At 39.3% G+C, this 22,070-nt stretch carries 17 protein-coding genes and 1 riboswitch; of the genes, 12 read left to right on the plus strand and 5 right to left on the minus strand.

Translation table 11 applies throughout. The annotated features are described in order from the left end of the window. The first annotated feature begins 7 nt into the window (after nt 1–7). From BM073_RS02890 to BM073_RS02900, 3 genes are all read left to right on the plus strand, one after another. Nucleotides 8–610 (plus strand): DUF6992 family protein, encoded by a 603-nt coding sequence (locus tag BM073_RS02890; protein ID WP_091650913.1) that lies wholly within the window; start codon nt 8–10, stop codon nt 608–610. Between the two features lie 95 nt (nt 611–705). Further along, on the plus strand, nt 706–1,260 hold the full coding sequence (locus BM073_RS02895) for a hypothetical protein (RefSeq protein WP_091650090.1): 555 nt from the start codon (nt 706–708) through the stop codon (nt 1,258–1,260). After that, the gene (locus BM073_RS02900) at nt 1,260–2,027 is read left to right on the plus strand and encodes a TIGR02757 family protein (RefSeq protein ID WP_091650092.1); all 768 of its coding nucleotides are present in this window, start codon (nt 1,260–1,262) and stop codon (nt 2,025–2,027) included. Before BM073_RS02895 ends, BM073_RS02900 begins: the two co-directional genes overlap by 1 nt. 2 nt (nt 2,028–2,029) lie before the next feature. Here the strand turns inward: BM073_RS02900 and BM073_RS02905 are convergent, their stop codons facing one another. The 4 genes from BM073_RS02905 to aceK form a co-directional block, all read right to left on the minus strand. Then, entirely contained in the window at nt 2,030–3,247 is a 1,218-nt protein-coding gene (locus BM073_RS02905; protein WP_091650095.1) for an ATP-grasp domain-containing protein, read from the minus strand. A 1-nt stretch (nt 3,248) separates the two neighbouring features. Continuing rightward, nucleotides 3,249–4,670 (minus strand): leucyl aminopeptidase family protein, encoded by a 1,422-nt coding sequence (locus BM073_RS02910; RefSeq protein WP_091650098.1) that lies wholly within the window; start codon nt 4,668–4,670, stop codon nt 3,249–3,251. Between the two features lie 5 nt (nt 4,671–4,675). Then, nucleotides 4,676–5,800: an alpha/beta hydrolase gene (locus BM073_RS02915; protein ID WP_091650914.1), complete on the minus strand. Its 1,125-nt coding sequence runs from the start codon at nt 5,798–5,800 to the stop codon at nt 4,676–4,678. Nucleotides 5,801–5,861: 61 nt separating this feature from the next. Next, nucleotides 5,862–7,586 carry a bifunctional isocitrate dehydrogenase kinase/phosphatase gene (gene aceK / locus BM073_RS02920; RefSeq protein WP_091650099.1) on the minus strand — a complete coding sequence of 575 codons (1,725 nt, stop codon included), beginning with the start codon at nt 7,584–7,586 and terminating at the stop codon, nt 5,862–5,864. A 408-nt stretch (nt 7,587–7,994) separates the two neighbouring features. On the opposite strand from aceK, the gene BM073_RS02925 reads away from it, so the two are divergent. Genes BM073_RS02925 through BM073_RS02940 form a run of 4 tightly spaced genes read left to right on the plus strand, consistent with a single transcriptional unit; the run spans nt 7,995 to nt 10,865 of the window. Continuing rightward, nucleotides 7,995–8,660, plus strand: a complete 666-nt coding sequence (locus BM073_RS02925) for a hypothetical protein (protein ID WP_091650102.1) — start codon at nt 7,995–7,997, stop codon at nt 8,658–8,660. A gap of 1 nt (nt 8,661) precedes the next feature. Then, complete coding sequence (locus BM073_RS02930; protein ID WP_091650105.1) at nt 8,662–9,297, plus strand: NUDIX hydrolase; 636 nt, start codon at nt 8,662–8,664, stop codon at nt 9,295–9,297. A 57-nt stretch (nt 9,298–9,354) separates the two neighbouring features. Continuing rightward, entirely contained in the window at nt 9,355–10,608 is a 1,254-nt protein-coding gene (locus BM073_RS02935; protein ID WP_091650111.1) for a DUF819 family protein, read from the plus strand. Further along, nucleotides 10,608–10,865, plus strand: coding sequence for a (2Fe-2S) ferredoxin domain-containing protein (locus BM073_RS02940; protein ID WP_091650115.1), 258 nt, complete (start codon nt 10,608–10,610; stop codon nt 10,863–10,865). The genes BM073_RS02935 and BM073_RS02940 overlap by 1 nt, the downstream gene beginning before the upstream one ends. Nucleotides 10,866–10,867: 2 nt before the next feature. Here BM073_RS02940 and BM073_RS02945 read toward each other — a convergent pair whose 3' ends face one another. After that, nucleotides 10,868–11,188, minus strand: a complete 321-nt coding sequence (locus BM073_RS02945; RefSeq protein ID WP_091650119.1) for a YbjQ family protein — start codon at nt 11,186–11,188, stop codon at nt 10,868–10,870. A gap of 204 nt (nt 11,189–11,392) precedes the next feature. On the opposite strand from BM073_RS02945, the gene BM073_RS02950 reads away from it, so the two are divergent. The 5 genes from BM073_RS02950 (at nt 11,393) to metF (ending at nt 22,054) form a co-directional block, all read left to right on the plus strand. Next, on the plus strand, nt 11,393–15,685 hold the full coding sequence (locus BM073_RS02950; RefSeq protein ID WP_091650121.1) for a PAS domain S-box protein: 4,293 nt from the start codon (nt 11,393–11,395) through the stop codon (nt 15,683–15,685). Between the two features lie 69 nt (nt 15,686–15,754). Further along, nucleotides 15,755–17,071: a hypothetical protein gene (locus tag BM073_RS02955; RefSeq protein WP_175557833.1), complete on the plus strand. Its 1,317-nt coding sequence runs from the start codon at nt 15,755–15,757 to the stop codon at nt 17,069–17,071. A gap of 111 nt (nt 17,072–17,182) precedes the next feature. Then, nucleotides 17,183–17,282: riboswitch (SAM riboswitch) on the plus strand. Between the two features lie 62 nt (nt 17,283–17,344). After that, complete coding sequence (locus BM073_RS02960; RefSeq protein ID WP_091650123.1) at nt 17,345–18,397, plus strand: homocysteine S-methyltransferase family protein; 1,053 nt, start codon at nt 17,345–17,347, stop codon at nt 18,395–18,397. Further along, nucleotides 18,387–21,104 (plus strand): methionine synthase, encoded by a 2,718-nt coding sequence (metH, locus tag BM073_RS02965; RefSeq protein WP_091650127.1) that lies wholly within the window; start codon nt 18,387–18,389, stop codon nt 21,102–21,104. The genes BM073_RS02960 and metH overlap by 11 nt, the downstream gene beginning before the upstream one ends. Further along, complete coding sequence (metF, locus tag BM073_RS02970) at nt 21,101–22,054, plus strand: methylenetetrahydrofolate reductase [NAD(P)H] (RefSeq protein WP_091650129.1); 954 nt, start codon at nt 21,101–21,103, stop codon at nt 22,052–22,054. The genes metH and metF overlap by 4 nt, the downstream gene beginning before the upstream one ends. The last annotated feature ends 16 nt before the right edge of the window (nt 22,055–22,070 follow it).

Here is a 22,070-nt window from a genome sequence, read left to right on the forward strand (position 1 = left end):
GTTTGATATGAAAGCTATTTCTCCACTTCGAACTCTCCTTTTTCTAGCACTATTTTTTATTGCTTTTGAAAGCCTCAGTCAGGAAATTCCTGCATTAGAATCTTTTAATCAGACCCGATTAGATTACAATCAAAAAGGGATGTTGATTTTAGGCTCTTGGGCTGTGGGAAATATGATTTGGGGTGGGATAGGAGCAAGCCAAAGCATGGGAGAAAACAAGGCTTTTCACCAAATGAACCTGTATTGGAACTCCGTGAATTTGATAATTGCAGGGTTGGGTTATTGGCAAGCTACCAAGGAGAGTCCAGGTACCGATTTTTGGCAAACAATGGATGCTCAAAATGGAATTGAAAAAATTCTCCTTTTTAATGCTGCATTAGATTTAGCTTATATGGGAGGAGGCTTATACCTGAAAGAAAGAGGGCTTAGAAAATCAAATGAGCGATTGATTGGGTTTGGTAAGTCGGTAATTTTACAAGGTGCATTTTTATTGGTCTTTGATGGCATCATGTATAGCTTCCACAGCGCGAATGCAAAAGACTTACCTGGAATAGTTCAAAACATTAGTTTAAGCACAACCGGAGTTGCCTTGAGAATTCCCCTGAGATAAATCATATTTTTTTGAATAGAATTTAGTTATTACTCTGTAGCTCTAGTTTGTCATTCTTATTTAGTCAGGGTACCTTTGCATGCAAGTACCCCATTATGAACAAAGTACAACTCTTCTTTCACCACGTTTTTAGATTTATCTGGAATTTGATATTCGTGGTATCTTATCCAATCCTTGCAAGCTTTGGCTTGCTATTTATTGGGCTAACTTGGCTCTTTTCCAAACTTTCCCAACTCTTGACCAAGTTGAGACCTGAGGGTAAAAAAATAGTCATTAAGGAAAGTGAATGGGAAGTTCTCCCTTATTCCAATGACATGCTGGAGGCTAAATTGGTTAAACAGATCATGTTTGGCCCTTCTGGCTTTAGACTGAGAAGGATGGATGGAGTACCTTCAGTTTTATCGGATTTTGTGTTCGGAAATAAAATCAGAGTTATAGAAGAGGGATTTATTTTAGAAAAATGGAATAGCACTGAATCCAAAGATCTTCCCGACTTTGACATTTGCTTGTATAATCCAGATGAAGATTCCTTAAGATCACTTACAAATATTAAGTGCTTTGACTGGCATGTTTCTGAGAAAGTAGAAAATGAGCTTTCTTTTAAATGGTTTGACGGAACTCAAGGCGGAGAGGTGAAAGTTGCTCTTTAATGAATGATATCAAGGGATTTTTAGACGAAAAAGTCGAACTCTACAATCAGCCGGGATTTATAACCAACGATCCGATTTCTATCCCACATCGCTTTTCAAAAAAGCAGGATATAGAAATTTCAGGTTTTTTTGCTGCAATATTAGCCTGGGGTCAAAGAAAGACCATCATCAATAAATGCTTGGAGCTTTTTGAGAAAATGGATAATGCTCCCCATGAATTTTTGATGAATCATCAGGAAGATGACTTGAAGCCATTTCTAAGCTTCAAACATAGAACCTTTAATGATGTGGATACGCTTTATTTTATCCACTTTTTGACTTGGTTTTATAAAAAATACGATTCCTTGGAACAGGCCTTTTTACTGGGACAAAACGGGGAAATTGATGCTATGGGATCAATTCTATCCCGATTCCATGAGTTTTTCTTTTCTCTTCCCGATGCTCCATCCAGAACCCGCAAACATATAGCAACTCCCGCAAGAAAAGCAGCATGTAAGCGCATTACCATGTATTTGCGATGGATGGTAAGAAAGGATTCGAAGGGTGTTGATTTTGGAATTTGGGATCAGATTAAGCCGGCTCAATTGATTTGTCCCTGTGATCTGCATGTCGATAGGGTGGCGAGGAAACTTGGCTTAATCACACGTAAACAAACGGATTGGCTAACAGCTCTGGAACTGACAGAGCAATTGAGAACCTTTGATCCAAGGGATCCGGTCAAATATGATTTTGCTCTTTTTGGACTTGGAATCGAAGAAAAGTTCTAGGCTTAATGAAATTTTTTGACCTCTGGAGCAGCCGCTGAGGTAGAAAATTCATTTGCAAATCTTTCTGCATAGTTGTCCAACAACTCCATGATTTTTTGCTGGTTTTTGGATCTAACAATCAGCCCCGCATGATATTCTAAGGGAACTCTAAAATATACCTCGGGATCGTCAAAACTGCTCAAATCAGGATGTTCATACTTGGATAAAGTAAGTACAATACCCGCATAGTTTTTAGCTACTTTTGGCAATTCATACTTGTAGCCTTTGGCTAAAGAGTCTTCGATTTTGGCCCACTCAGCCCATAAGTTGATGTCTGTTGCCGCTTCCACCATTTCAGCCAAATGAGCCCCGCCAACTCTGGATGATGTTTCCAAAAAGTAGATTTCTCCATCTTCATGGCATTTGATAAATTCAGTATGCGTTGCTCCTGATTTCATCCCAAATGCCTTCATAATTTCCAAATTGGCCTTCTTAATTGCTTTATCCTCTGAAGACCCGTATTTGATATTTGAAGAACGAAAAATCCCACCTCCTTGGGAGATTTCCATAGGAGTAGCTAGGTATTTAGAAACAGTTAAAAACAGACTTTTTCCATTTAATAATAAGCCATCGGCATGATAGACATCTCCCGGTTTGAACTGTTCGACGAGGTAGTATAAGCGGTTATCTCCCAACTCGTTGATATGGTGCCAAAGTTCTTCTTTCGAATTTACCTTGATAATCCCATGTGCAGAAGCTTCGGACCTGGGTTTGAGTACCCAAGGCGCAGAAATATGATCTGCAAATAAATTGATGTCCTCATCATTGAAAAGAGGAGAGAAGGCAGGAACCCGAAGTCCAGAGTCCTGAGCTTTAATTCTCATGGCCAACTTATCTCTGAAAAATCTTCCGGTGGTCTGTCCCATTCCCGGTATTCTCAAACTTTCCCTCAGGAAAGTGGCTTTTTCAACATCATAATCATCCAAGGCAATGATGGATTCGATTTTATGGTTTTTCATTAGTCCACCAACTCCCTGAAGCAAGAGGTTTAAATCCCAATCTAAATCTTGCCCTGGCATGAAAAAAACCTCATCTATGTATTCATAGACCCAAGGTTTGTCTTTCAATTTTTCTGAGGTAACTAGAAAAACTCGATTTCCCTGTTTCTTCAATGCTGTTAAAAATGCATTGCCTTTGAAAAAGTTGGAAATGCACAGAAAAGTTTTGCCTTGTTGATTCATATTACATTTGATTTTCTATGAATTTAAGCAATAATCCCACACCAAAGGCAGTTCCTGATTTGGTTTTTGCAAAATCAGTATCCGCAAAAGCCACCCCAGCAATATCCAAATGAGCCCAAGAAGGATGCTCATGAGTGAAGGCTTGCAAAAACTTTGCAGCTGTTATGGCTCCTGCAATTGGCTTTCCATGATAATTTCTGATATCAGCAATTTCGGAGTCCATCTCTTTAGCATATTCTTCCCAAATTGGAAGGGGCCAGGATTTTTCTCCAACACCTTTTCCGGCGTTTTGAAGAGATTCAGAGAGCTTAGAATCATTGGAGAAAAGTGCAGCACACTCATAACCAAAGGTACCTACGGCACTGCCTGTTAAGGTAGCCATGTCAATGACTTGATCTGGTTTGTAAGTCTCAATGAGATAGGAGAGACCATCCGCCAAAATCAGTCTACCTTCTGCGTCAGTATCCACTACCTCGATGCTTAATCCTGCATGAGAAGCAATAATTTCGGAAGGTAAATAGGCATCCTTATCGACTGCATTTTCCACTGCTGGAACAATGGTTGTTAGATTGATAGGGATTTTCAAATCTGCAATCACTTGAGTTGCTCCCAATACTGCAGCAGCTCCTCCCATATCTGATTTCATATGATGCATTCCCTGAGTTTTGATATTTAGGCCTCCTGTATCGAAGGTTACTCCTTTACCGACCAAGCCTAAATGTGTTTTTGCTTCAGGGTGCCTATATTCTAGAATAATGAATTTGGGTTCCTTGGCAGAGCCTCTTCCCACAGCCAAAAAAGCTTCCAATCCTTTATCTTTTGCGTCTATCCCGCTGATAATTTCTGATTTCAGGGAATATTTTCCTGCCATTTCTACGGCCCATTCTGCCAAGTATTCTGGGGTAAGGTTATTGGGAGGTAAGTCTACAAGCCTAAATGCTTCCTTCTTTGCTTTTGAAATTTTTTCTGCTCGTTGTACCAATTTCTCAGCGTTTTTATGTGCCAACTTGATATGCACCTCTAGCTCTTCGAAATTATTTTTACGCTCTTTTTTGAAAAAATCAAGATGATAGTCTCCTAGAAATAAGCCAACTAAGGCTGGTTCAAGATAATTATCATCAAAGCCTTCCGGAAATTCAAGCAGGATACTTTGATCGATTAGATGATCATGCTTATGAAGCACTTTTCTGAATGAATTTTCTATGGATTTGTACTCAGGCTCCTTTCCCAAGCCAACAAGCAGCACCATTTCCTTTTCCGCTTCCAGGACATAAAAACTGTCTTTTTTCCCGGAAAAAATAGGGCTTTTCACATTTACAGAAACTCCGTTTGATGCAGAAAAGCTGATTTCTTCCTTTTCCAAAAATGGAATTACTCTTAAAAAGGTTGAGCTGGAAACTTGAGTATTAATTTGAATCTTCATAAGTCTTATTCTTCTTTATTGCTGAAAAAAAGCCATTCTATCGCTTTGGGGAATTCATCACTCCAGTAGCTTTCATTATGTTTCCCCTGCTCATTGATGGATAGCCGGATTTTCATTTTTCCTTGTAGGCTCTCTCTTTTAAGAAGCCTTTTTCGGAGTTTACTGACATGCTCAACCATGGTTTCACTCTCATCTCCTCCGGCATATAGATAAAGTCTGGTTTCCTGCGGATCAAAGAAATCTAAGAATCCTAGTTTGATTTTGGGAATTACCCAAAGGGAAGGAGAAAATACCATGAGTTTACCAAACACCTCCGGATAAATCAAGCCTGAAAAGATACTAACCAATCCTCCCATAGAGCTTCCACCAATTCCTGTGTGCTCTCTTTCAGGTTTGGTTCTAAAGGTTTTATCTACAAATGGCTTAAGCGTATCTGTTATAAATCTGATGTATTGCTTCCCCTGACCCTTACCTAAAAGAGTTTTACCAACATTGTATTCCTGAATTCTTTCTGATTCAGCATGTTCTACTGCGATGATGATGATTTTCCCAATTCCATAATCTGACATAACAGCCAGTTTTTTGTCGATCTGCCAGTTTCCAAATTCAGCGTTTTCGTTGAAAAGGTTTTGAGCGTCCTGGAGATAAAGAACCGGATAATGTTCATCGCTACTCTCATAATCGTGAGGTAACAATGCCCAGATTTTTCTCTTTTTGTTCAATTGGGGGATCTCAAATTCCTCAGAGATCAAATGAATTTTTGGAAGTTGACTTGGGCGATAAGGGAGCCAGTTTTTTCTCCATTTGGCAACTTTTTCAATTCGTGAGGTTTTGGAGTCACTCCATATTCTATTGGGAGTTCTATTGCCATATCTATCTATTTCTACTTCTGACCAGTCTCCTTTGGTGAATTTGTAAATCAATTCTCCCTGAAAAATCTCCTCCTCAGGAAATTCGAACTCATACTTTCCCTCATCGATTTTTTTCATTTTAAACCGATAATCTTGCGTAGCCCAATTGTTGAAATTACCTGAAATATAAACAGGTCTTTCATCATCGTCGGGGGTGTGCAAAATCAGTTTACGGGTTTTGATACTGCTATCTTTTAGGTCTGTCTCTAGGGAAATCATAGGTGAGGCGAGCTGCCTTTCAATCTTTGCAAAAGTAAGCTTTGAACCATTAAGAAGAAACTTAAACTTTTTCTTCTGGCCTAAAGCGGATTTCATCTGGATAGGGGAAGGCATGTATAAGCTCGCCTTTCAAAATCCTTTGTTGAATCTTTTTCCAATGCTCTGGATCAAAAAGATTCTGATGATAGCTTAAAAAATGTTCCTTCAAATCACTTCTTCCAATCATCCAACGCCTAAAATCTTCCGGAAACACATCGTTTTTAGCTATATCATACCAAGGTTCAGAAGCATAGATTTGCGCATAAGTTTCGGCCTTGGGTTTGGCTCTAAAGTTCATATCCGTTAGAAACTCGATCTCGTCATAATCGTAAAATATCACCCTTTTTTGTCTAGTTAACCCAAAATTCTTTGTCATCATATCTCCCGGGAAAATATTAGCCTGAGCCAATTGTAAAATAGCTCTTCCATAATCTTCTGCCACTTGATTTCCCTCCTCTGTACTGCAGTTTTCCAGATATATGTTCAAAGGAGTCATTCTTCTTTCAGTATATAGGTGTTTGATAATTAAATGTTTACCGTCTTTCTTTAAAAGGGAATTAGTGGTGTTTTTTAGTTCCTGAAGCAGTTCAGGGCTTAGTCTATCTAAGGGAATTTTAAAGTGTTCGAATTCATGTGTGTCAGCCATTCTGCCTACCCGGTCATGTAAGGAAACCAACTTATATTTTTCCCGAACTTCCTGCCTGGTCATGTTTTTTGGAGGCTCAAAATGATCTTTGATGAGTTTGAATACCACATTAAAGGAAGGAAGAGTAAATACTGTCATGACCATTCCCTTGATGCCGGGAGCGATTACAAATTGATCTTTAGACTGTGCCAAGTGCAATAAAAAATCCCTGTAAAATAGTGTTTTGCCGTGTTTATTGAATCCGATCGCATTGTATAGCTCATGTGTTTTTTTATGAGGAATAACCGAACTCAGAAAGGCTACAACCTGGGAAGGGATTTCTGCCCGCACCATAAAATACGATCTGGTGAAGCTAAAAAGTGAGCTCATAATATTAGGATCAAAAATCAGAGTGTCTACAAAAACACCTTTGGGTCCATGAAGAATTGGGATGATAAAAGGCATCCATTTATGTCCCAAATAAGTTCGGCCGATTAAGTATGCCGCCTTATTTCTATAAAAAACTGACTTAAGAATCTGCGTGGTCGTTTCAGGTCCGGGATTATATCGCGTAAGAATGACCTCTTTTACACTTTGAATCAGGAATTGGATATCAGCTTCTTTATTCATAAAAGGAGCTCCAAAATCATAATCATCCAATATTTTTCGAATAATGGAGTCCAATCCCATTGAGCTGGGATAGGAATTGAGCAACTCTGCCGTAGAAAAAATCTCACAGGAACTATGACCTTCCATGAGGTACATCAATTCTTCGTCGCTGGACATACCCGGAAAAGCCTTTCTGATGACTGAATTGAAAAAAGTTTCTGCAAGTTCTATATCAGGTCTTTCAGCAATCAATTCCTGATAATGCTGCCTTATCAGTGTCCATATTTCCCTTTTATCGGCATCATCACCAAGCATTTTTCGGAACTCTTCCACTAATTGAAACAATAAGTCTTTATACAAGCGCAGCCTTTGTTTATGATTCAATTGGGTGGCAGCCCAGTTTCTTTCCTTGAAATAAAGAGGAGCTAGCTCCGTGTAAGTATTGAAGGAGCGAATGTAACTTTCGAATCCTTGAAAAATTTTTTCTGCAAGAGGTATGGCTCTGTGTGGCATGATTGAAAATAGTATAAAAAGTTAATACCTCTGAAGCTCGTGGAATGATTCCTATTTATTTTTCTTATAAAAAGATAGTGCAACAGGAATTTATGCACACGATTGCATTGAAATTTCCTAATTGATCTCAAAATCCTACCAAAAAAATTCTGTAAAAAAATGAAAATAAATAAGCTTGATTTTGAAGCGTTTAGGGCGAAAATTACTAGAAGAATAAAATTTTGAAAATCTTTCGCAATCGATTGTTTGGAGTATATAAAAACATTTTCTACTTTTCGACAGTATTCATGAATTGAATATCTACAATAGGTTTAATAGGTTTGAGAGCAGGAAAAGGTCGGATTAGTAGTCCGGCCTTTTTTGTTTTTTGATCGTCCTGGTTTAGCTTCATGCATTCATCTTTTTCTTATGGATAAATCGATAAAAATTCTTTTCCTCATTTGCCTTATCGGGATAGCTTTTGCATGTGAATCAACTTCGGAGAAAAATGAGACTGAAGTGATGGTGGATTCTTCCGATTTGTTGGATGATTTTCCCACCAAACTTGACTTAGTTTTTGCACAGAAATCTGAATGGTACGAGCATTGGGCTCAGAAATTAGGAAGGTTCGAGGCGGATGATTTTGAATTAATGCTTTCCGATACTTTGGAGGGCTTTGAGATGCCTGAGAAAAACCCTATCCTTCCTAGTGACCCTTTATTTCCATATCAATTTCCACATCCAGGAGGAAACGGAGTAATGGATATCTATTCTTACAAAATTGAAGCTCAAGATGAATTGGATTCTCCTTTTTTGAATCCTGACTCTGAGGTGGTATGGTATAAAGCAGATGGAATGAAAGAGCGCCTTCTATTTATGGGGCCTTCCGGAGCATTTGAAGAGGGCTTATGGCTGAGCGAGGAAGAGTTTATAGTATTGGGCTTTTTTCAGGAAGTAGAGGGGTTTAGACCCTTGGTTTGGTTGATCAGACCAAATGAAAATCTCGTATATCAATTTAGAATGAAAAAAGTTACCTCTGATTATAAGATAGAATCTTACCTAAATAAGAAAATCAAGAAGGTTGAATTGATTTAAAATGGATTTTGAAGAAGTCATCCAAAGACTGAAAAACTCGCTTTCAAGGCAACTTCCGGGTAAAGAGGCGCAGATGAGGATGTCACCTCAGCCGGTGGATATGAGAAGGTTTGATACAAAATTACCTTCTAATTACAGAAAAGGTGCAGTTCTGATTTTAATCTATCCACAGGAAAAGCAGGCTTTTTTTCCATTGATCAAAAGACCTGAATACATTGGAGTACATAGTGGGCAGATAGCTTTTCCAGGAGGAAAAATGGACGAAGGAGACGAAAACGAAGTTTTTACAGCCCTTCGGGAAGCTGAGGAGGAAGTGGCAGTAAATGCCAGTAAAGTCGAAGTTTTGGGAAGAATGTCTGATTTATTTATTCCTGCCAGCAATTTTTTAGTAAGTCCTGTAATCGGTTATGTAGATCATATTCCTGAATTCGTTCCTGAGGAAAGGGAAGTTCAAAGAATCATTTCAGCAAGAGTTGCCGATATCGTATCCCCTGAAATCCAGAAAAAAACCATTTTGGAAATAGGAAATCAAATCAAACTGGACACTCCTTATTTTGAAGTAGAGAAAGAAATGGTTTGGGGTGCCACTGCCATGATTTTGGGAGAGTTTATAGAACTTTTGGAAAAGGGAAAATAAGCTCATTTTTGGGCATATGAGCATTTGTTGGTATTGTTGTAACCTTTAAGCAAAACTATGGAAGAACAAGCTCCTTTGATCACCAATGATGCTGTGGTTTTTGGCTTACTAGTAGCCACTCTAGCAGTAATTTTCAGCACCTCAGCAAGCCAAAATCGTATTTTTCAAAAATTTTATAAGGTTGTTCCGGCAGTGCTACTCTGCTATTTTATTCCTGCGGTTTTTAACTCCTTGGGAATTATTTCAGGTGAAGATTCCAACCTGTACTTTGTTGCTTCCAGGTATTTATTGCCTGCTTCTTTGGTTTTATTTACAATCAGCATTGATATAAAGGGTATTCTCAAATTAGGGCCTAAGGCATTGACGATGTTTCTGGCAGGTACATTAGGGATCATGCTGGGAGGTCCATTGGCACTGATGACAGTGGGCTTTATTCAGCCTGAACTCCTAGGTGGCACTGGTCCGGATGCGATCTGGAGAGGTTTGGCTACCATTGCCGGATCATGGATAGGAGGGGGAGCCAATCAAACTGCCATGTTGGAGGTATTTGGAGCAAGTTCCAGCCTTTTCGCCCAAATGATAGCAGTTGATGTTTTAGTGGCTAATCTTTGGATGGCTTTCTTGTTGTACTGGGCTGCCAAACCTGAAAAAATTGACAAAATATTCAAAGCTGATTCTACGGCAATCTATGAGTTGCGAGACAAAATAGCGGATTTTAGATCCAAGATCATGACAATTCCAAGTTTAGCTCAGACCATGACCATATTAGGTGTGGGTTTTGGGATCACCGGGGTTTCGCATTTGATTGCTGACTGGATAGCTCCGATTATTTCTAGTGATTACCCTGCACTGAAGCAATACTCTTTGGACTCTACTTTCTTTTGGATCGTGGTGATTGCCACTACAGCAGGTCTTGCACTTTCTTTTACTAAAGCAAGAAACTTGGAAGGTGCAGGTGCATCAAGATTGGGTAGCGCCTTCTTATATGTCTTGGTGGCAACCATTGGAATGCAGATGGATTTGGGAGCTGTATTGGATAATCCAATTTTGTTTCTGATCGGTATTTTATGGATGTTCTTCCATATTTTAATCATGCTTTTGGTTGCTTGGTTGATTAAAGCACCATTTTTCTACGTGGCAGTTGGTTCTCAGGCAAATGTGGGAGGAGCTGCATCTGCTCCAATTGTGGCATCGGCATTTGATGCTTCTTTGGCACCGGTTGGAGTTCTTTTGGCGGTATTAGGCTATGCTGTGGGAACTTATGGGGCCTACTTATGCGGTTTAATGATGCAGGCCATTTCTATTGGATAATGAAACACAGCAGACAGTTAGTCTTTATATGTACAGGTTCAGATTGTAAAAAAGCAGGTTCCAAGCTGATCAAGAAGGATCTGAAAATTGCAAGCAAACAAAATCCTTGGAAAGGTTGCTGCAAACTGATCCAAACCAAATGTTTGGACATGTGTAAGTCTGCTCCGGTTGCGATAGTGGAAGATCATTTTTTAAAAAAAACCAGTACAGAAAAAATATTGGATCAAATGAAAAAAGCCCTGAAAGATCAGGGCTAAGATTAAAGTTTGGTTGTCTTGACAGCAGTACCGCTGGCAGTCACCATCAGCATTCCATCTCGAATCGTTTCGTAATCCAAGTCAATTCCTACAATGGCATTCGCTCCGAAGGTTCTAGCTTGCATTTCCATTTCTGCCATAGCAGTAGCTTTGGCTTCTCTTAGAACGCGCTCGTATGAGCCGGATCTGCCTCCTACAATATCAGTAATACTGGCAAAGAAGTCTTTGAAAACATTGGCACCTATGATGGTTTCTCCAGAAACAATGCCAAGATATTCATCGATTTTGTAGCCTTCTAGTTGGTTGGTTGTTGAGATAATCATAGAATTTTGATTAGGTGAAACATATTTTATGCACGTTTAATTTAAGGTGCAAATTTGAATAAATCATTTAAATTGAATTTAGGTGATTAATTTAACTGTGATAAGTTATAAAATGAATTTGTTTCTCTAATCTTGTTTTTTAGATCATCTTTTTTCAATATTTTCCGATTTGATATAAACCCTAAAAAGTAAGTAGTTAATTAAATGAGTCAATTCCATCAGTTTGATATTTCGGATTTCTTCAATGAAATCAACGAACCCTTGTTTCTGATGGATTCTGAAGAAATCATCTTTTGGAACAATACCGCAACTGAAAATTTCAAAAACCTTCCTGAGGATTGGAAGGCTTGGATTTCAAACGAGGAGCTAGAACAAAAACTACTTTTATTTTTCAAAGAAGGAATTCTGCCCCAAATCACTTATTTCAAATCTTTAGAGAAGAAATGTGGTGAATTTCAGCGGTTTGAATGGGTTTTTGTAAATCTACCTTCCAGTTATAGCAGTAGATTTTTGATAGTTAAGGCCAATCCCATCAAGTTTTTGGGTAATAAAGCGATTGAGAATTCAATCTTGAATAAGCAGGAGCAGACAGTAGGGGAACTGAGTTATATCCAAAGTATTCTTCATCATAGTCATGATTTAATTGCCATTTTGGATGAGCAGGGAAATTATAAATTCATTTCCGATTCGGTGGTCCAAAAGATTGGTTTTCCGGTAGATTATATAGTTGGGAAAAATTTCCGTGACTTCATTGAGGAAGGAATCATTGAGTTGGTGAAAGGGAGTTTCGAGGAGGTTCTAGACTCTACAGAGGAGGTTGCAGTTGATTTCTGGATTAATAGATCCAAGGGCAAACGAATCTATCTTGAAAGTTTTGCCAAAAACTTAATTTATCATCCTGAGATCAATGGCGTTTTATTTTCGAGTAGAGATATCACTGATTTTATTGAAACAGACAGGTCTCTTCAGAAAAGATATGAAATAGAAAACCTGATCAATCAGGTTTCCTCCCGTTTGATCAATAGAAGGTTGAGTAATCTGGAAGAAGACTTTCAGGAGTTTTTAAGAAAATTCAGTCATTTTTTGAGGGCTCATCGTGGTGTAATCAGCATATTCAATCAGGAAACCCAAGAGCTTGATATTATTAATACCTGGAGTTTATCCAGCTGGAAAAGTGAGTCAGAAATTGATTTCAAAGCGATCATTGATTCCCGTAAAAAAAGGTTGGAGGCAGGCATAGTAAAACTGATTGACTTAGAGTCGGAGGGCTTTGAATCTACTTCAAGGCTTATTTTGATTCCAATGATATCTGCCTCCAAGATTTTGGGTGTCATCTATTTTGAAATAGATCAGGAAGACTTGGAGTTTACGGAGAAGGAGTTGCAGATTTTCCGACAATTGGGAGATATACTTGCCGGTGCATATATCGGTAGTTTGATGACTCGACGAATCGAAAGAAACGAGAATCTTCTTGCTACAACAGAAAGGCTATCTAAATCCGGTTCCTGGAGATACAGTACTACAAGAAATCTATTTTATATCTCAGGTGGTTTAGCAAGAATTTTTGACTTGGGGATTCAGCCTGTAACAGCTGAATTTTCTTCTTTGATTCTTCGGATTGATAAGAGCTACAGAGAGGATTTTGTCAAAAATCTGAAAAGAAGTATTAAGGAAAAAAGTCATGCCTCGGGAGAGTTTACTATTCGCAATGAGGATGGTAAACTAGTTTACATTTCCTATGAAATAGAAACCAAACAGGACTTTTTTACCCAGGGAATTGAGGTAAATGGATTTTGTACCGATATCACACACAAGCGAGCAAGCGAGGAGTATCTAAGGCTTCAATCTCAGATTCTAGCCCAGGTTAATGATCCCATTTTGGTCACTAATCTCGAATATCAGATCATATATCTGAATAAAGCTGCTGTGGAATTATGTGGGATGGTGAAGGAGAATGCCTATAATGAACACATAGATTCTGTCATCAAATTTAATTTTCCAGATGGAAGCAGATTTGAAAAAATCGGCAGGAAACTGGAAATAGGAGATGTAAAGAAACAAGAGTTATTTATAGAGACAGGGGTTCAGCCTAAGGCTCCTTTTGAAATTTCTATGCAGGCAATCCATGCAGATGGAAAGGAGAAAATAGGCTACTCTTTGATCCTCCGGGACCTTTCTGAGAAATACGAAAATGAACGCTTGGCTATGAGAGCCAGCATGATTGTAGAGAATAGTCCAGCTGTATTATTTCAGGTGGATCCTAATGATGACTACAGAATCTATTACATCTCGGAAAATATCAACCAATTTGGCTATCAGTCTAAGGAATTGATGGAAAATAGGGTTCCATTCTTGGACATTGTACATCCTGATGACGCCAAAATCATCAAAAAGATCAATAGCAAATCAAGGGGTAAGTCAGGAGTAGTTTCCTTTTCTGGCGAATATAGGATCAAAAAAACTGATGGGACATTTATCTGGGTTGAGGATAAAACTACAGACGTGAGAAACGAAGTAGGCGATATCATTCTACATCAGGGTCTGTTTCAGGATATTACCGAGAGAAAGAATTTCGAAGAATTCAAAGAGGAAAAAGAAAAACAATATCGAGTCTTGGCTTCCAATATTCCCGGAACGAATATTTTCCTATTGGATAAAAGTCGAAAATACATTTTGGCAGAAGGAACCAACTTTGAAAACTGGGGGCTGAGTCCATCAGATTTTGAAGGGAATTACCTAACTGATATCGCACTGACTGATTCTAAGGAGGTATCCAAATTACTGGATAGAGTTTATGAAAAACGTGAGATCGTCGAGACTGAATTCTTTTTAAGAGGAAGAAGATATCACAGAGTGATCAGGCCTATATTAGAATATGGCAAAGTGGAATATGCACTAAGTATCGTTAGGGATATCACAGAAGAGCATAAAGCCAAAGAAGATTTAAGACAGTCAGAGGAAAAATATAGAACCTTGGTAGAAGAGTCAACTGAGATCATATTTTCCTTATCGGAGTCATTTATTGTGGATTATATCTCACCCAACGTCAAGCAATTTATGGGCTATGAGATGGATGAGGTTATCGGTAAAAGCGTATTTGAATTTTTGGACCCGGAAGATCTGGATGTTTTCCAGGTACTTTTGGAAGAGACCAAGGATTTCTTCTCCCAAAACCAATTTTTGGAGTTCAAATTGCGCCATAAAAATGGAGAATACCGAGTGTTCAATTCCAATGGAAAAGTTATTCTGGATAAAGATGGAAAGAGACTCTACACAGGTATTGCAAGGGACATATCCAAACTTAAAGAGGCTCAGCGAGAATTGCTCAAAGCTAAAGAAAAAGCGGAGCAGGCGTCTTTGATAAAATCCCAGTTTCTTTCTGTGATGAGCCATGAAATCCGGACACCAATGAACGCAGTCATTGGTTTGGCTCATTTTCTTTTGGAGGATGATCCTAAACCTGATCAGTTGGAAAACCTTAAAACACTACAGTTTTCTGCTGAAAGCTTGATGGCCCTGATCAATGATATTTTGGATTACAATAAGATTGATTCAGGGAAAATAGAGTTGGAGGAGATGCCTTTTGATTTAAAGAATTTCATTCAGCGAATTGTGCATTCTCATAGTTTTCAGGCTACAGAAAAATCTCTGTATGTGATTTCCGAAATTGATGAAGCACTTCCTAAAAGTATCTTGGCTGATTCTGTCCGATTGGGTCAAATTGTAAATAACCTAGTTTCCAATGCGATTAAATTCACCGAAAAAGGCGGTGTAAAAATAATTCTCAAATCCGAGGGAATCGATATAGAAGGAAAAGCTATAGTCAAATTTAGATTTGAGGATACTGGAATTGGAATTCCAGAAGAAAAGGTCTCCACTATTTTCGAAGCATTTACACAGGCCTCTTCAGAGACTACTAGAAAGTATGGAGGTACAGGCTTGGGATTGGCCATTGTAAAACGCTTGGTGGAATTATATCAAGGGGATATTACCTATTCTCCAAATCTAGGTGGTGGAAGTGTCTTTGAATTTGTGATTCACTTGAAGCCTTTTGAAGAGAGGGCGAACAATGGTTCAGCTGAGGATAAGCCTCAAATCAAATCTCTGATGGGAGCTTCTATACTAGTTGCGGAAGACAACATGGTAAACCAGATTTTGATCCAGAAATTTTTGAAAAAATGGAATACCGGAAATGTGGTTGTGGCTTCTGATGGGCAAGAGGCTCTGGAATTTTTTGAGAAGGAACATTTTGATTTAATTCTATTGGATTTGCAAATGCCAATTTATGACGGCTTTACAGTTGCCAAGAAAATAAGGTCTATGGCAGATCCGGTAAAAAGTAAAGTTCCTATGCTTGCATTGACTGCCACATCTTTGCATGAAGTAAAAGAACAGTTAATGGAAGTAGGTGTAAACGACTATGTGGCCAAACCATTTACTCCGGAAAATCTCTACGAGAAATTGTTGAAATTTCTTCGTCCCAAAGAAAGGGTCTAAGACATCTTTAGCATTAATTTTGCCTAAAGGCTGTGGGTTATTTATTTACAGCCGAAATTTTCCTTACTCATGTCCCTTTTTTTTAGAATAAGCATTGCAATAGTTTTCTTCTTTGGTTCTGGCTATGCTTTTTCTCAGCAACTTCTATCCAAGCGAACCACACTGTATACCGTGGTAGGTACCAGTGGAGCCAAATTGAATCAATTTGACCAAATGCTGGAAGATAGAGGTTTAACAGGCTTGAGAAATAGATATAGAACCTTAGGATTAGGCTATCAAAGCAGAATAAATGATTTCGTGATTGGACTTGAGCTTTATCACAATCGTGGTGCAAACAGTGATTTGGATGGCTTTAAATTGGGATACCGGACTTCCAGAGTTTTACTCAACGTGGGATATGCTTTTACCGAGGAATCCAAATTTCAGCTAATTCACTATATGTCTTTAGGAATGGGCTATTTGAATTTTCAAATGCTTCCATCCGAAAGGCCTTCCAGTTTGGAAGAGTTTCTGGCAGACCCAAAGCAGGGATTTATTATTCGTGAAAATGATATCCAAAAAGGATCAAAATACTATGGGAACTTTTTAACAGAAATAGGCTTCCATATGACCTACGACTTTGATCTTCCAGGTAGGAGAGAAGCACTTTCCATCATTGCGAAAGCAGGATACGCATTTAGCCCATTTGAAGGAAAATGGGAGCTGAATGGGATGTCTTTTGATAATGCTCAAAGTGGTGCATTTCTTAGACTAGGAGCAGGTATTTCCATTCCAGATAGAAACTTCTTTTATAAAGATGCCTCAATTGGGCTTCACCTGATTTCTGGGGTTCATTTCACAAGTCCAGATACTTTTAATGAGGTTTTGGAAGAAGCTGGCTATGATCCCTTAGAAGGCAGGCCTTCCAATTTGGGGATTAAGATTAAAGGTGAATCCGAACGTATGCTTTATGGAGTAGATGTTTACAACTTAGCCATGAATGGCAGCGCAAGCGAGACCCAATCTCAGTCTCTCAACAGTTTGAGAGTGTATGGGAATTTGGGATATAAAGTTATTCAATACAAAAATTTTGGATTTGGAGCTTTGGCCGGACTGGGTTTTGGAAATATACGATACACCTTGGCGCAGAGAAATAAGCCAGACTTTCCTGAACTGTTTGAGCAGAGAAAGTTTGACGGGTATTTGAGAAATTCAGGTTTGATGGGTAAACCCGAAGTGTTTTTAGAGTATGGAATTCCAATGACCAAAAGGAAGTTGGTTGACCTTGTATTTACCGCATCTGCCGGATATGAACTTGCATTGGCAAATTATAGACTAGGGGAGTTGGATATGGCTTCTTACATGTCAGCCCCTTATTTGACTTTTGGAATAGGGGTAAGACCTTAAATTTTAGAGTAATCGCATTTTCGCTTGCCGAATCTTAAAAAAAGAGGGCGAAAAGTTTTAAAAATCCAACGATAGCGCTGTTTTATTGCCAAATAGCTAGTACATTTGAGTTGCTTATCGAGAAAGACCGAGGGAAGGGCCCTACGACGTCTTAGCAACCTGTAATCAAGGTGCTAACTCCCGTTCCGGAAATGCCGGAAAAAGATGAGCGGAAAAGTATTTTTACTTTGCTCCGTGGTTTTGCTCGATTAGCTTTTTAAACTTAATAGAATGATGCAAAATAGAACGGAAACCCTGCTTCAGGCAATTCAAGATAGGATCTTAATCCTTGATGGAGCTATGGGTACCATGATTCAAAGATACCAGTTAACAGAAGAGGATTTCCGCACCGAAAGTCTCAAAAACCACCCAAAATCTCTAAAGGGAAATAATGATTTACTTTCCCTTAGTAGACCGGATATTATCAAGGCAATTCATGCTGAATATCTTGGGGTTGGAGCGGATATCATTGAGACCAATACTTTCTCAGGCACCAGTATAGCTCAGGCTGATTATGAGTTGTCGCATTTAGCCTATGAGATTAATTTTCAATCTGCAAAATTAGCCAGAGAAGTTGCTGAAGAATTTACTTCTCAAAATCCTCAAAAACCAAGATTTGTAGCAGGAGCCATGGGCCCCACCAATAGAACTGCTTCCATTTCTCCGGACGTGAATGATCCGGGATATAGGGCAATAAATTTTGATCAACTGGCGGAAGCTTATGCCGAGCAAGTGAGAGGATTACTGGACGGAGGTTCAGATATTTTATTAGTGGAAACAATATTTGATACTTTGAATGCAAAAGCAGCGCTGTATGCAATTCAAGAGGTGTTTGAAGAAAGAAATATACCATTAGACCCGCTTGAGGGAGGTATTCCTATCATGATCTCTGGAACTATCACCGATGCCTCAGGAAGAACTCTTTCAGGGCAAACTACAGAGGCTTTTCTGATTTCCGTATCGCATGTTCCTCTACTTTCAGTAGGATTAAACTGCGCTTTAGGTGCCAAAGAGTTAAGACCTTATTTGAAAGTTTTGGCAAACAAAGCCCCATTTTTTGTATCAGCCTATCCTAATGCGGGCTTGCCTAATGAATTTGGTGCGTATGATCAAAATGCACAGGAGATGGCCGCGCAAGTCAAAGAGTTTTTGCAGGAAGGCATGTTGAATATTTTGGGAGGTTGCTGTGGAACCACCCCCGATCATATCCGGGAATTGGCAAAACTAGCAGATGGTTTTGAGCCAAGAAAAATCGGAAAAAAAGAATTAGCAGAAAATGAAGATTGAGGAGCAGGCAATGAACGATTATTTGAAATTATCAGGCCTTGAGCCTTTAGTATTTACACCCAACCTAAACTTTGTCAATATTGGAGAAAGAACCAATGTGACAGGCTCCAAGAAATTTGCCCGTTTGATTTTGAATGGGAATTATGATGAGGCCTTGGAGGTAGCATTAGATCAGGTACGTGGAGGAGCTCAGGTTCTGGACGTTTGTATGGATGAAGGAATGCTGGATGGAGAAGCGGCAATGGTTAAGTTTTTGAACCTAATCGCTTCAGAACCCGAAATCAGCCGAATTCCTATCATGATTGACAGTTCCAAGTGGAGTATCATTTTGGCTGGTTTGAAGTGCGTTCAGGGCAAAGGAATCGTTAACTCCATCTCTCTTAAAAATGGAGAAGAAGAATTCATCCTTCAAGCCAAAACCATCAAGAAATTTGGAGCCGCTGTGGTAGTAATGGCCTTTGACGAAAAAGGCCAGGCGGATACCTTCGAGCGGAGGATTCAGATTTGTGAGAGAAGTTATAGGATTTTGGTGGATCGGGTACGATTTAATCCTCAAGACATCATTTTTGATCCCAATATATTCCCGGTTGCAACAGGGATGGAAGAGCATAGAAAGAATGCATTAGACTTTTTCCTTGCCACCAAATGGATCAAAGAAAATCTGCCCGGAGCAAAAGTAAGTGGCGGGGTTAGCAATGTATCTTTTTCATTTAGAGGAAATGACCGAGTGAGAGAAGCTATGCATGCAGCTTTTCTTTATCATGCGATTCATCATGGAATGGATATGGGCATAGTCAACCCTACCATGCTGGAAGTCTATGATGATATTCCTAAAGACTTATTGGAGCGGGTTGAGGATGTCTTTTTTGATAGAAAAGAAGATGCTACCGAAAGGCTCTTGGAGTTTGCAGACACTGTCAAATCCTCCGGCAAAAAAGAGGTAGTAAATGAAGCATGGCGTTCTGATCCTGTGGCAAAGCGAATTGAGCATGCCTTGGTAAAAGGAATTCTCGATTTTATTATTGAAGATACGGAGGAAGCCAGACAGCTACTCCAAAACCCATTGAAAGTCATTGAAGGTCCATTAATGGATGGAATGAATGTGGTGGGAGATCTTTTTGGGGAAGGCAAGATGTTTTTGCCCCAGGTGGTGAAGTCTGCCAGAGTGATGAAAAAGGCTGTAGCCTATCTTGAGCCATTCATGCCACTGCCGGAAGAAGGTCAAGAGGACAGTTCCCTGAAGAAAATTTTGCTGGCAACAGTTAAAGGGGATGTGCATGATATCGGGAAAAATATCGTAGGAGTCGTATTGGCTTGTAATAGCTATCAAATCATTGATTTGGGAGTGATGGTAGATGCCCAAAAGATAATTGATGAAGCGATTAAAAATAAGGTTGATATTATAGGATTGAGTGGATTGATTACTCCTTCTTTGGATGAAATGGTCAATGTGGCATCAGAAATGGAGCGTCAAGGTTTAAAAATTCCTTTGCTGATAGGTGGGGCCACTACTTCCAGAATTCATACTGCTGTAAAAATTGATCCTGTGTATTCCGGAACGGTGATCCATGTAACTGATGCGAGTAAGTCTGTGCCTATTGCGGGTGAATCCATTTCTGAGGAGACTAGGGATCAATATCATCTAGATATCAAGGAAACTTATAAGCGATTGAGAGAAGAGCATGAGGCCAAACAATCCGCCAAACAATTGATTTCCTATTCAGAGGCTATGGAAAATCCTGTGGAAATTGATTGGACTGCTTTTGAACCTATTGAACCGAAAGTCTTGGGAACCCAAATTTTGGATGATTTGGATTTAAATGAAATCCGAAAATATATTGACTGGACCCCATTCTTCAGTACATGGATGTTAAGCGGGAAGTATCCTAAAATTCTTGAAGATCCAGTCGTGGGTAGCGAAGCAAAAAAGCTTTTCAATGATGCCCAAAGAATGTTGGATCAGTTGATTGATGAAAAATGGTTGACTGCAAAAGGTGTTTTTGGACTGTTTCCTGTTCAGAGAAAAGGAGATGATGCGATTGTTTTTAGTCCTGAAAAGAAAAATTTGACTCTAGGTCAATTTCACTTTCTGAGACAGCAAGGTAAAAAAGGGAAAGGGGTTCCAAACCGTTCTTTAGCTGATTACCTACATCCCGAAAAGGTGGATTACATGGGTTGCTTCGCAGTGACTTCAGGATTGGGAATGGAGTCCAAATTGGCAGAATTTCAAAAAGCCGGGGATGATTACAATGATATTTTGTTTAAGGCCTTGGCGGATAGATTGGCAGAAGCAGCAGCCGAATATTTACATGAGCAAGTCCGAAAAAACTATTGGGGTTATGCGCCTGAAGAGAATTTGGAAAACGATTCCTTGATCCGAGAAGAATATACAGGAATCCGACCTGCACCCGGCTATCCAGCCTGTCCAGAGCATTCTGAGAAAGAAACTATCGCCAGCCTTTTGGAAATGGAAAAAGCCATTGGAATCACTTTGACTTCGAGTTATGCCATGTATCCGACTAGTTCTGTTTCAGGATTTTATTTTGCCCATCCAGATGCAAAGTATTTCGGCTTAGGGAAAATTGCCCAAGATCAAGTGGAGAGTTATGCGAAGAGAAAAGGCATCAGCCTGGAAGATGCCGAGAGATTATTATCACCCAATTTGGCTTACACGCCTGCTAAATTACTTGTGAATCAGACTGTATGAAGATTACCGAACACCTGAAAAACGCGAAATCTACGCTGTTTTCATTTGAGATTTTACCGCCATTGAAAGGGCAAAGTTTGAAAGAATTGTTGGAAGGAATTGCTCCCTTGATGGATTTCAAACCTCCTTTTGTCGATGTGACTTATCATCGTGAGGAGTTTATTTATAAGAAGCATCCCAATGGTTTGTTGGAAAAGATCAGTACCAAAAAGCGGCCGGGAACGGTTGGAATCTGTGCAGCAATTATGAATAGATTTCAGGTGGATGCTGTTCCTCACTTGCTCTGTGGAGGTTTTACCCGAGAAGAAACCGAAAATGCACTGATAGACCTCAATTTCATCGGGGTGGAAAATGTATTGGCTTTAAGAGGCGATGCACCCAAAACTGAAGGAAGATTTGTTCCAGAAAATGACGGCCATCATTTTGCCAGCGAGTTGGTAGATCAAATTATCCGTATGAATCATGGGAAATATTTGCATGAAGAAACAGAAACCAGTTTCCATACTGATTTCTGTGTAGGAGTTGCAGGCTATCCTGAAAAGCATTTTGAGGCGCCTTCGATGAAATTTGATTTGAAGTATCTGAAAGAAAAAGTCGAGAAAGGTGCCGAATACATCGTGACTCAGATGTTCTTTGACAATGAGAAGTATTTCAAATTTGTGGAAGACGTAAGAGCAGCGGGGATAACAGTTCCCATCATTCCGGGAATCAAGCCCATCACGACCATAGGTCAGATTACCATGCTTCCTCGTACTTTCTTCTTGGACTTACCAGATGCCTTGATGGACGAACTGGAAAAGTGCAAGACCAATGGAGAAGTCAAAGAAGTGGGTATAGAGTGGGCCATTCAGCAATGTAAGGAACTGGTAGCAGCAGATGCGCCGAGTCTTCACTTTTATACTATGAGTAAGGCAGATGCGACTTATAAGATTGCGAAGGAGGTGTTTTAAGACCATTTCTGACAAA

This window comes from Algoriphagus ornithinivorans, assembly GCF_900115305.1.
Lineage (GTDB): Bacteria > Bacteroidota > Bacteroidia > Cytophagales > Cyclobacteriaceae > Algoriphagus > Algoriphagus ornithinivorans.

Excerpts from the sequence above, each read along its gene's own strand:
- BM073_RS02955 (WP_175557833.1), top strand. The coding sequence starts at position 15,755 with ATGTCCCTTTTTTTTAGAATAAGCATTGCAATAGTTTTCTTCTTTGGT.
- BM073_RS02895 (WP_091650090.1), top strand. The coding sequence starts at position 706 with ATGAACAAAGTACAACTCTTCTTTCACCACGTTTTTAGATTTATCTGG.
- BM073_RS02905 (WP_091650095.1), bottom strand. The coding sequence starts at position 3,247 with ATGAATCAACAAGGCAAAACTTTTCTGTGCATTTCCAACTTTTTCAAA.
- aceK (WP_091650099.1), bottom strand. The coding sequence starts at position 7,586 with ATGCCACACAGAGCCATACCTCTTGCAGAAAAAATTTTTCAAGGATTC.
- BM073_RS02900 (WP_091650092.1), top strand. The coding sequence starts at position 1,260 with ATGAATGATATCAAGGGATTTTTAGACGAAAAAGTCGAACTCTACAAT.
- metF (WP_091650129.1), top strand. The coding sequence starts at position 21,101 with ATGAAGATTACCGAACACCTGAAAAACGCGAAATCTACGCTGTTTTCA.
- BM073_RS02940 (WP_091650115.1), top strand. The coding sequence starts at position 10,608 with ATGAAACACAGCAGACAGTTAGTCTTTATATGTACAGGTTCAGATTGT.
- BM073_RS02960 (WP_091650123.1), top strand. The coding sequence starts at position 17,345 with ATGCAAAATAGAACGGAAACCCTGCTTCAGGCAATTCAAGATAGGATC.
- BM073_RS02915 (WP_091650914.1), bottom strand. The coding sequence starts at position 5,800 with ATGATTTCCCTAGAGACAGACCTAAAAGATAGCAGTATCAAAACCCGT.
- BM073_RS02910 (WP_091650098.1), bottom strand. The coding sequence starts at position 4,670 with ATGAAGATTCAAATTAATACTCAAGTTTCCAGCTCAACCTTTTTAAGA.
- BM073_RS02945 (WP_091650119.1), bottom strand. The coding sequence starts at position 11,188 with ATGATTATCTCAACAACCAACCAACTAGAAGGCTACAAAATCGATGAA.
- BM073_RS02935 (WP_091650111.1), top strand. The coding sequence starts at position 9,355 with ATGGAAGAACAAGCTCCTTTGATCACCAATGATGCTGTGGTTTTTGGC.
- BM073_RS02925 (WP_091650102.1), top strand. The coding sequence starts at position 7,995 with ATGGATAAATCGATAAAAATTCTTTTCCTCATTTGCCTTATCGGGATA.
- BM073_RS02890 (WP_091650913.1), top strand. The coding sequence starts at position 8 with ATGAAAGCTATTTCTCCACTTCGAACTCTCCTTTTTCTAGCACTATTT.
- metH (WP_091650127.1), top strand. The coding sequence starts at position 18,387 with ATGAAGATTGAGGAGCAGGCAATGAACGATTATTTGAAATTATCAGGC.
- BM073_RS02930 (WP_091650105.1), top strand. The coding sequence starts at position 8,662 with ATGGATTTTGAAGAAGTCATCCAAAGACTGAAAAACTCGCTTTCAAGG.
- BM073_RS02950 (WP_091650121.1), top strand. The coding sequence starts at position 11,393 with ATGAGTCAATTCCATCAGTTTGATATTTCGGATTTCTTCAATGAAATC.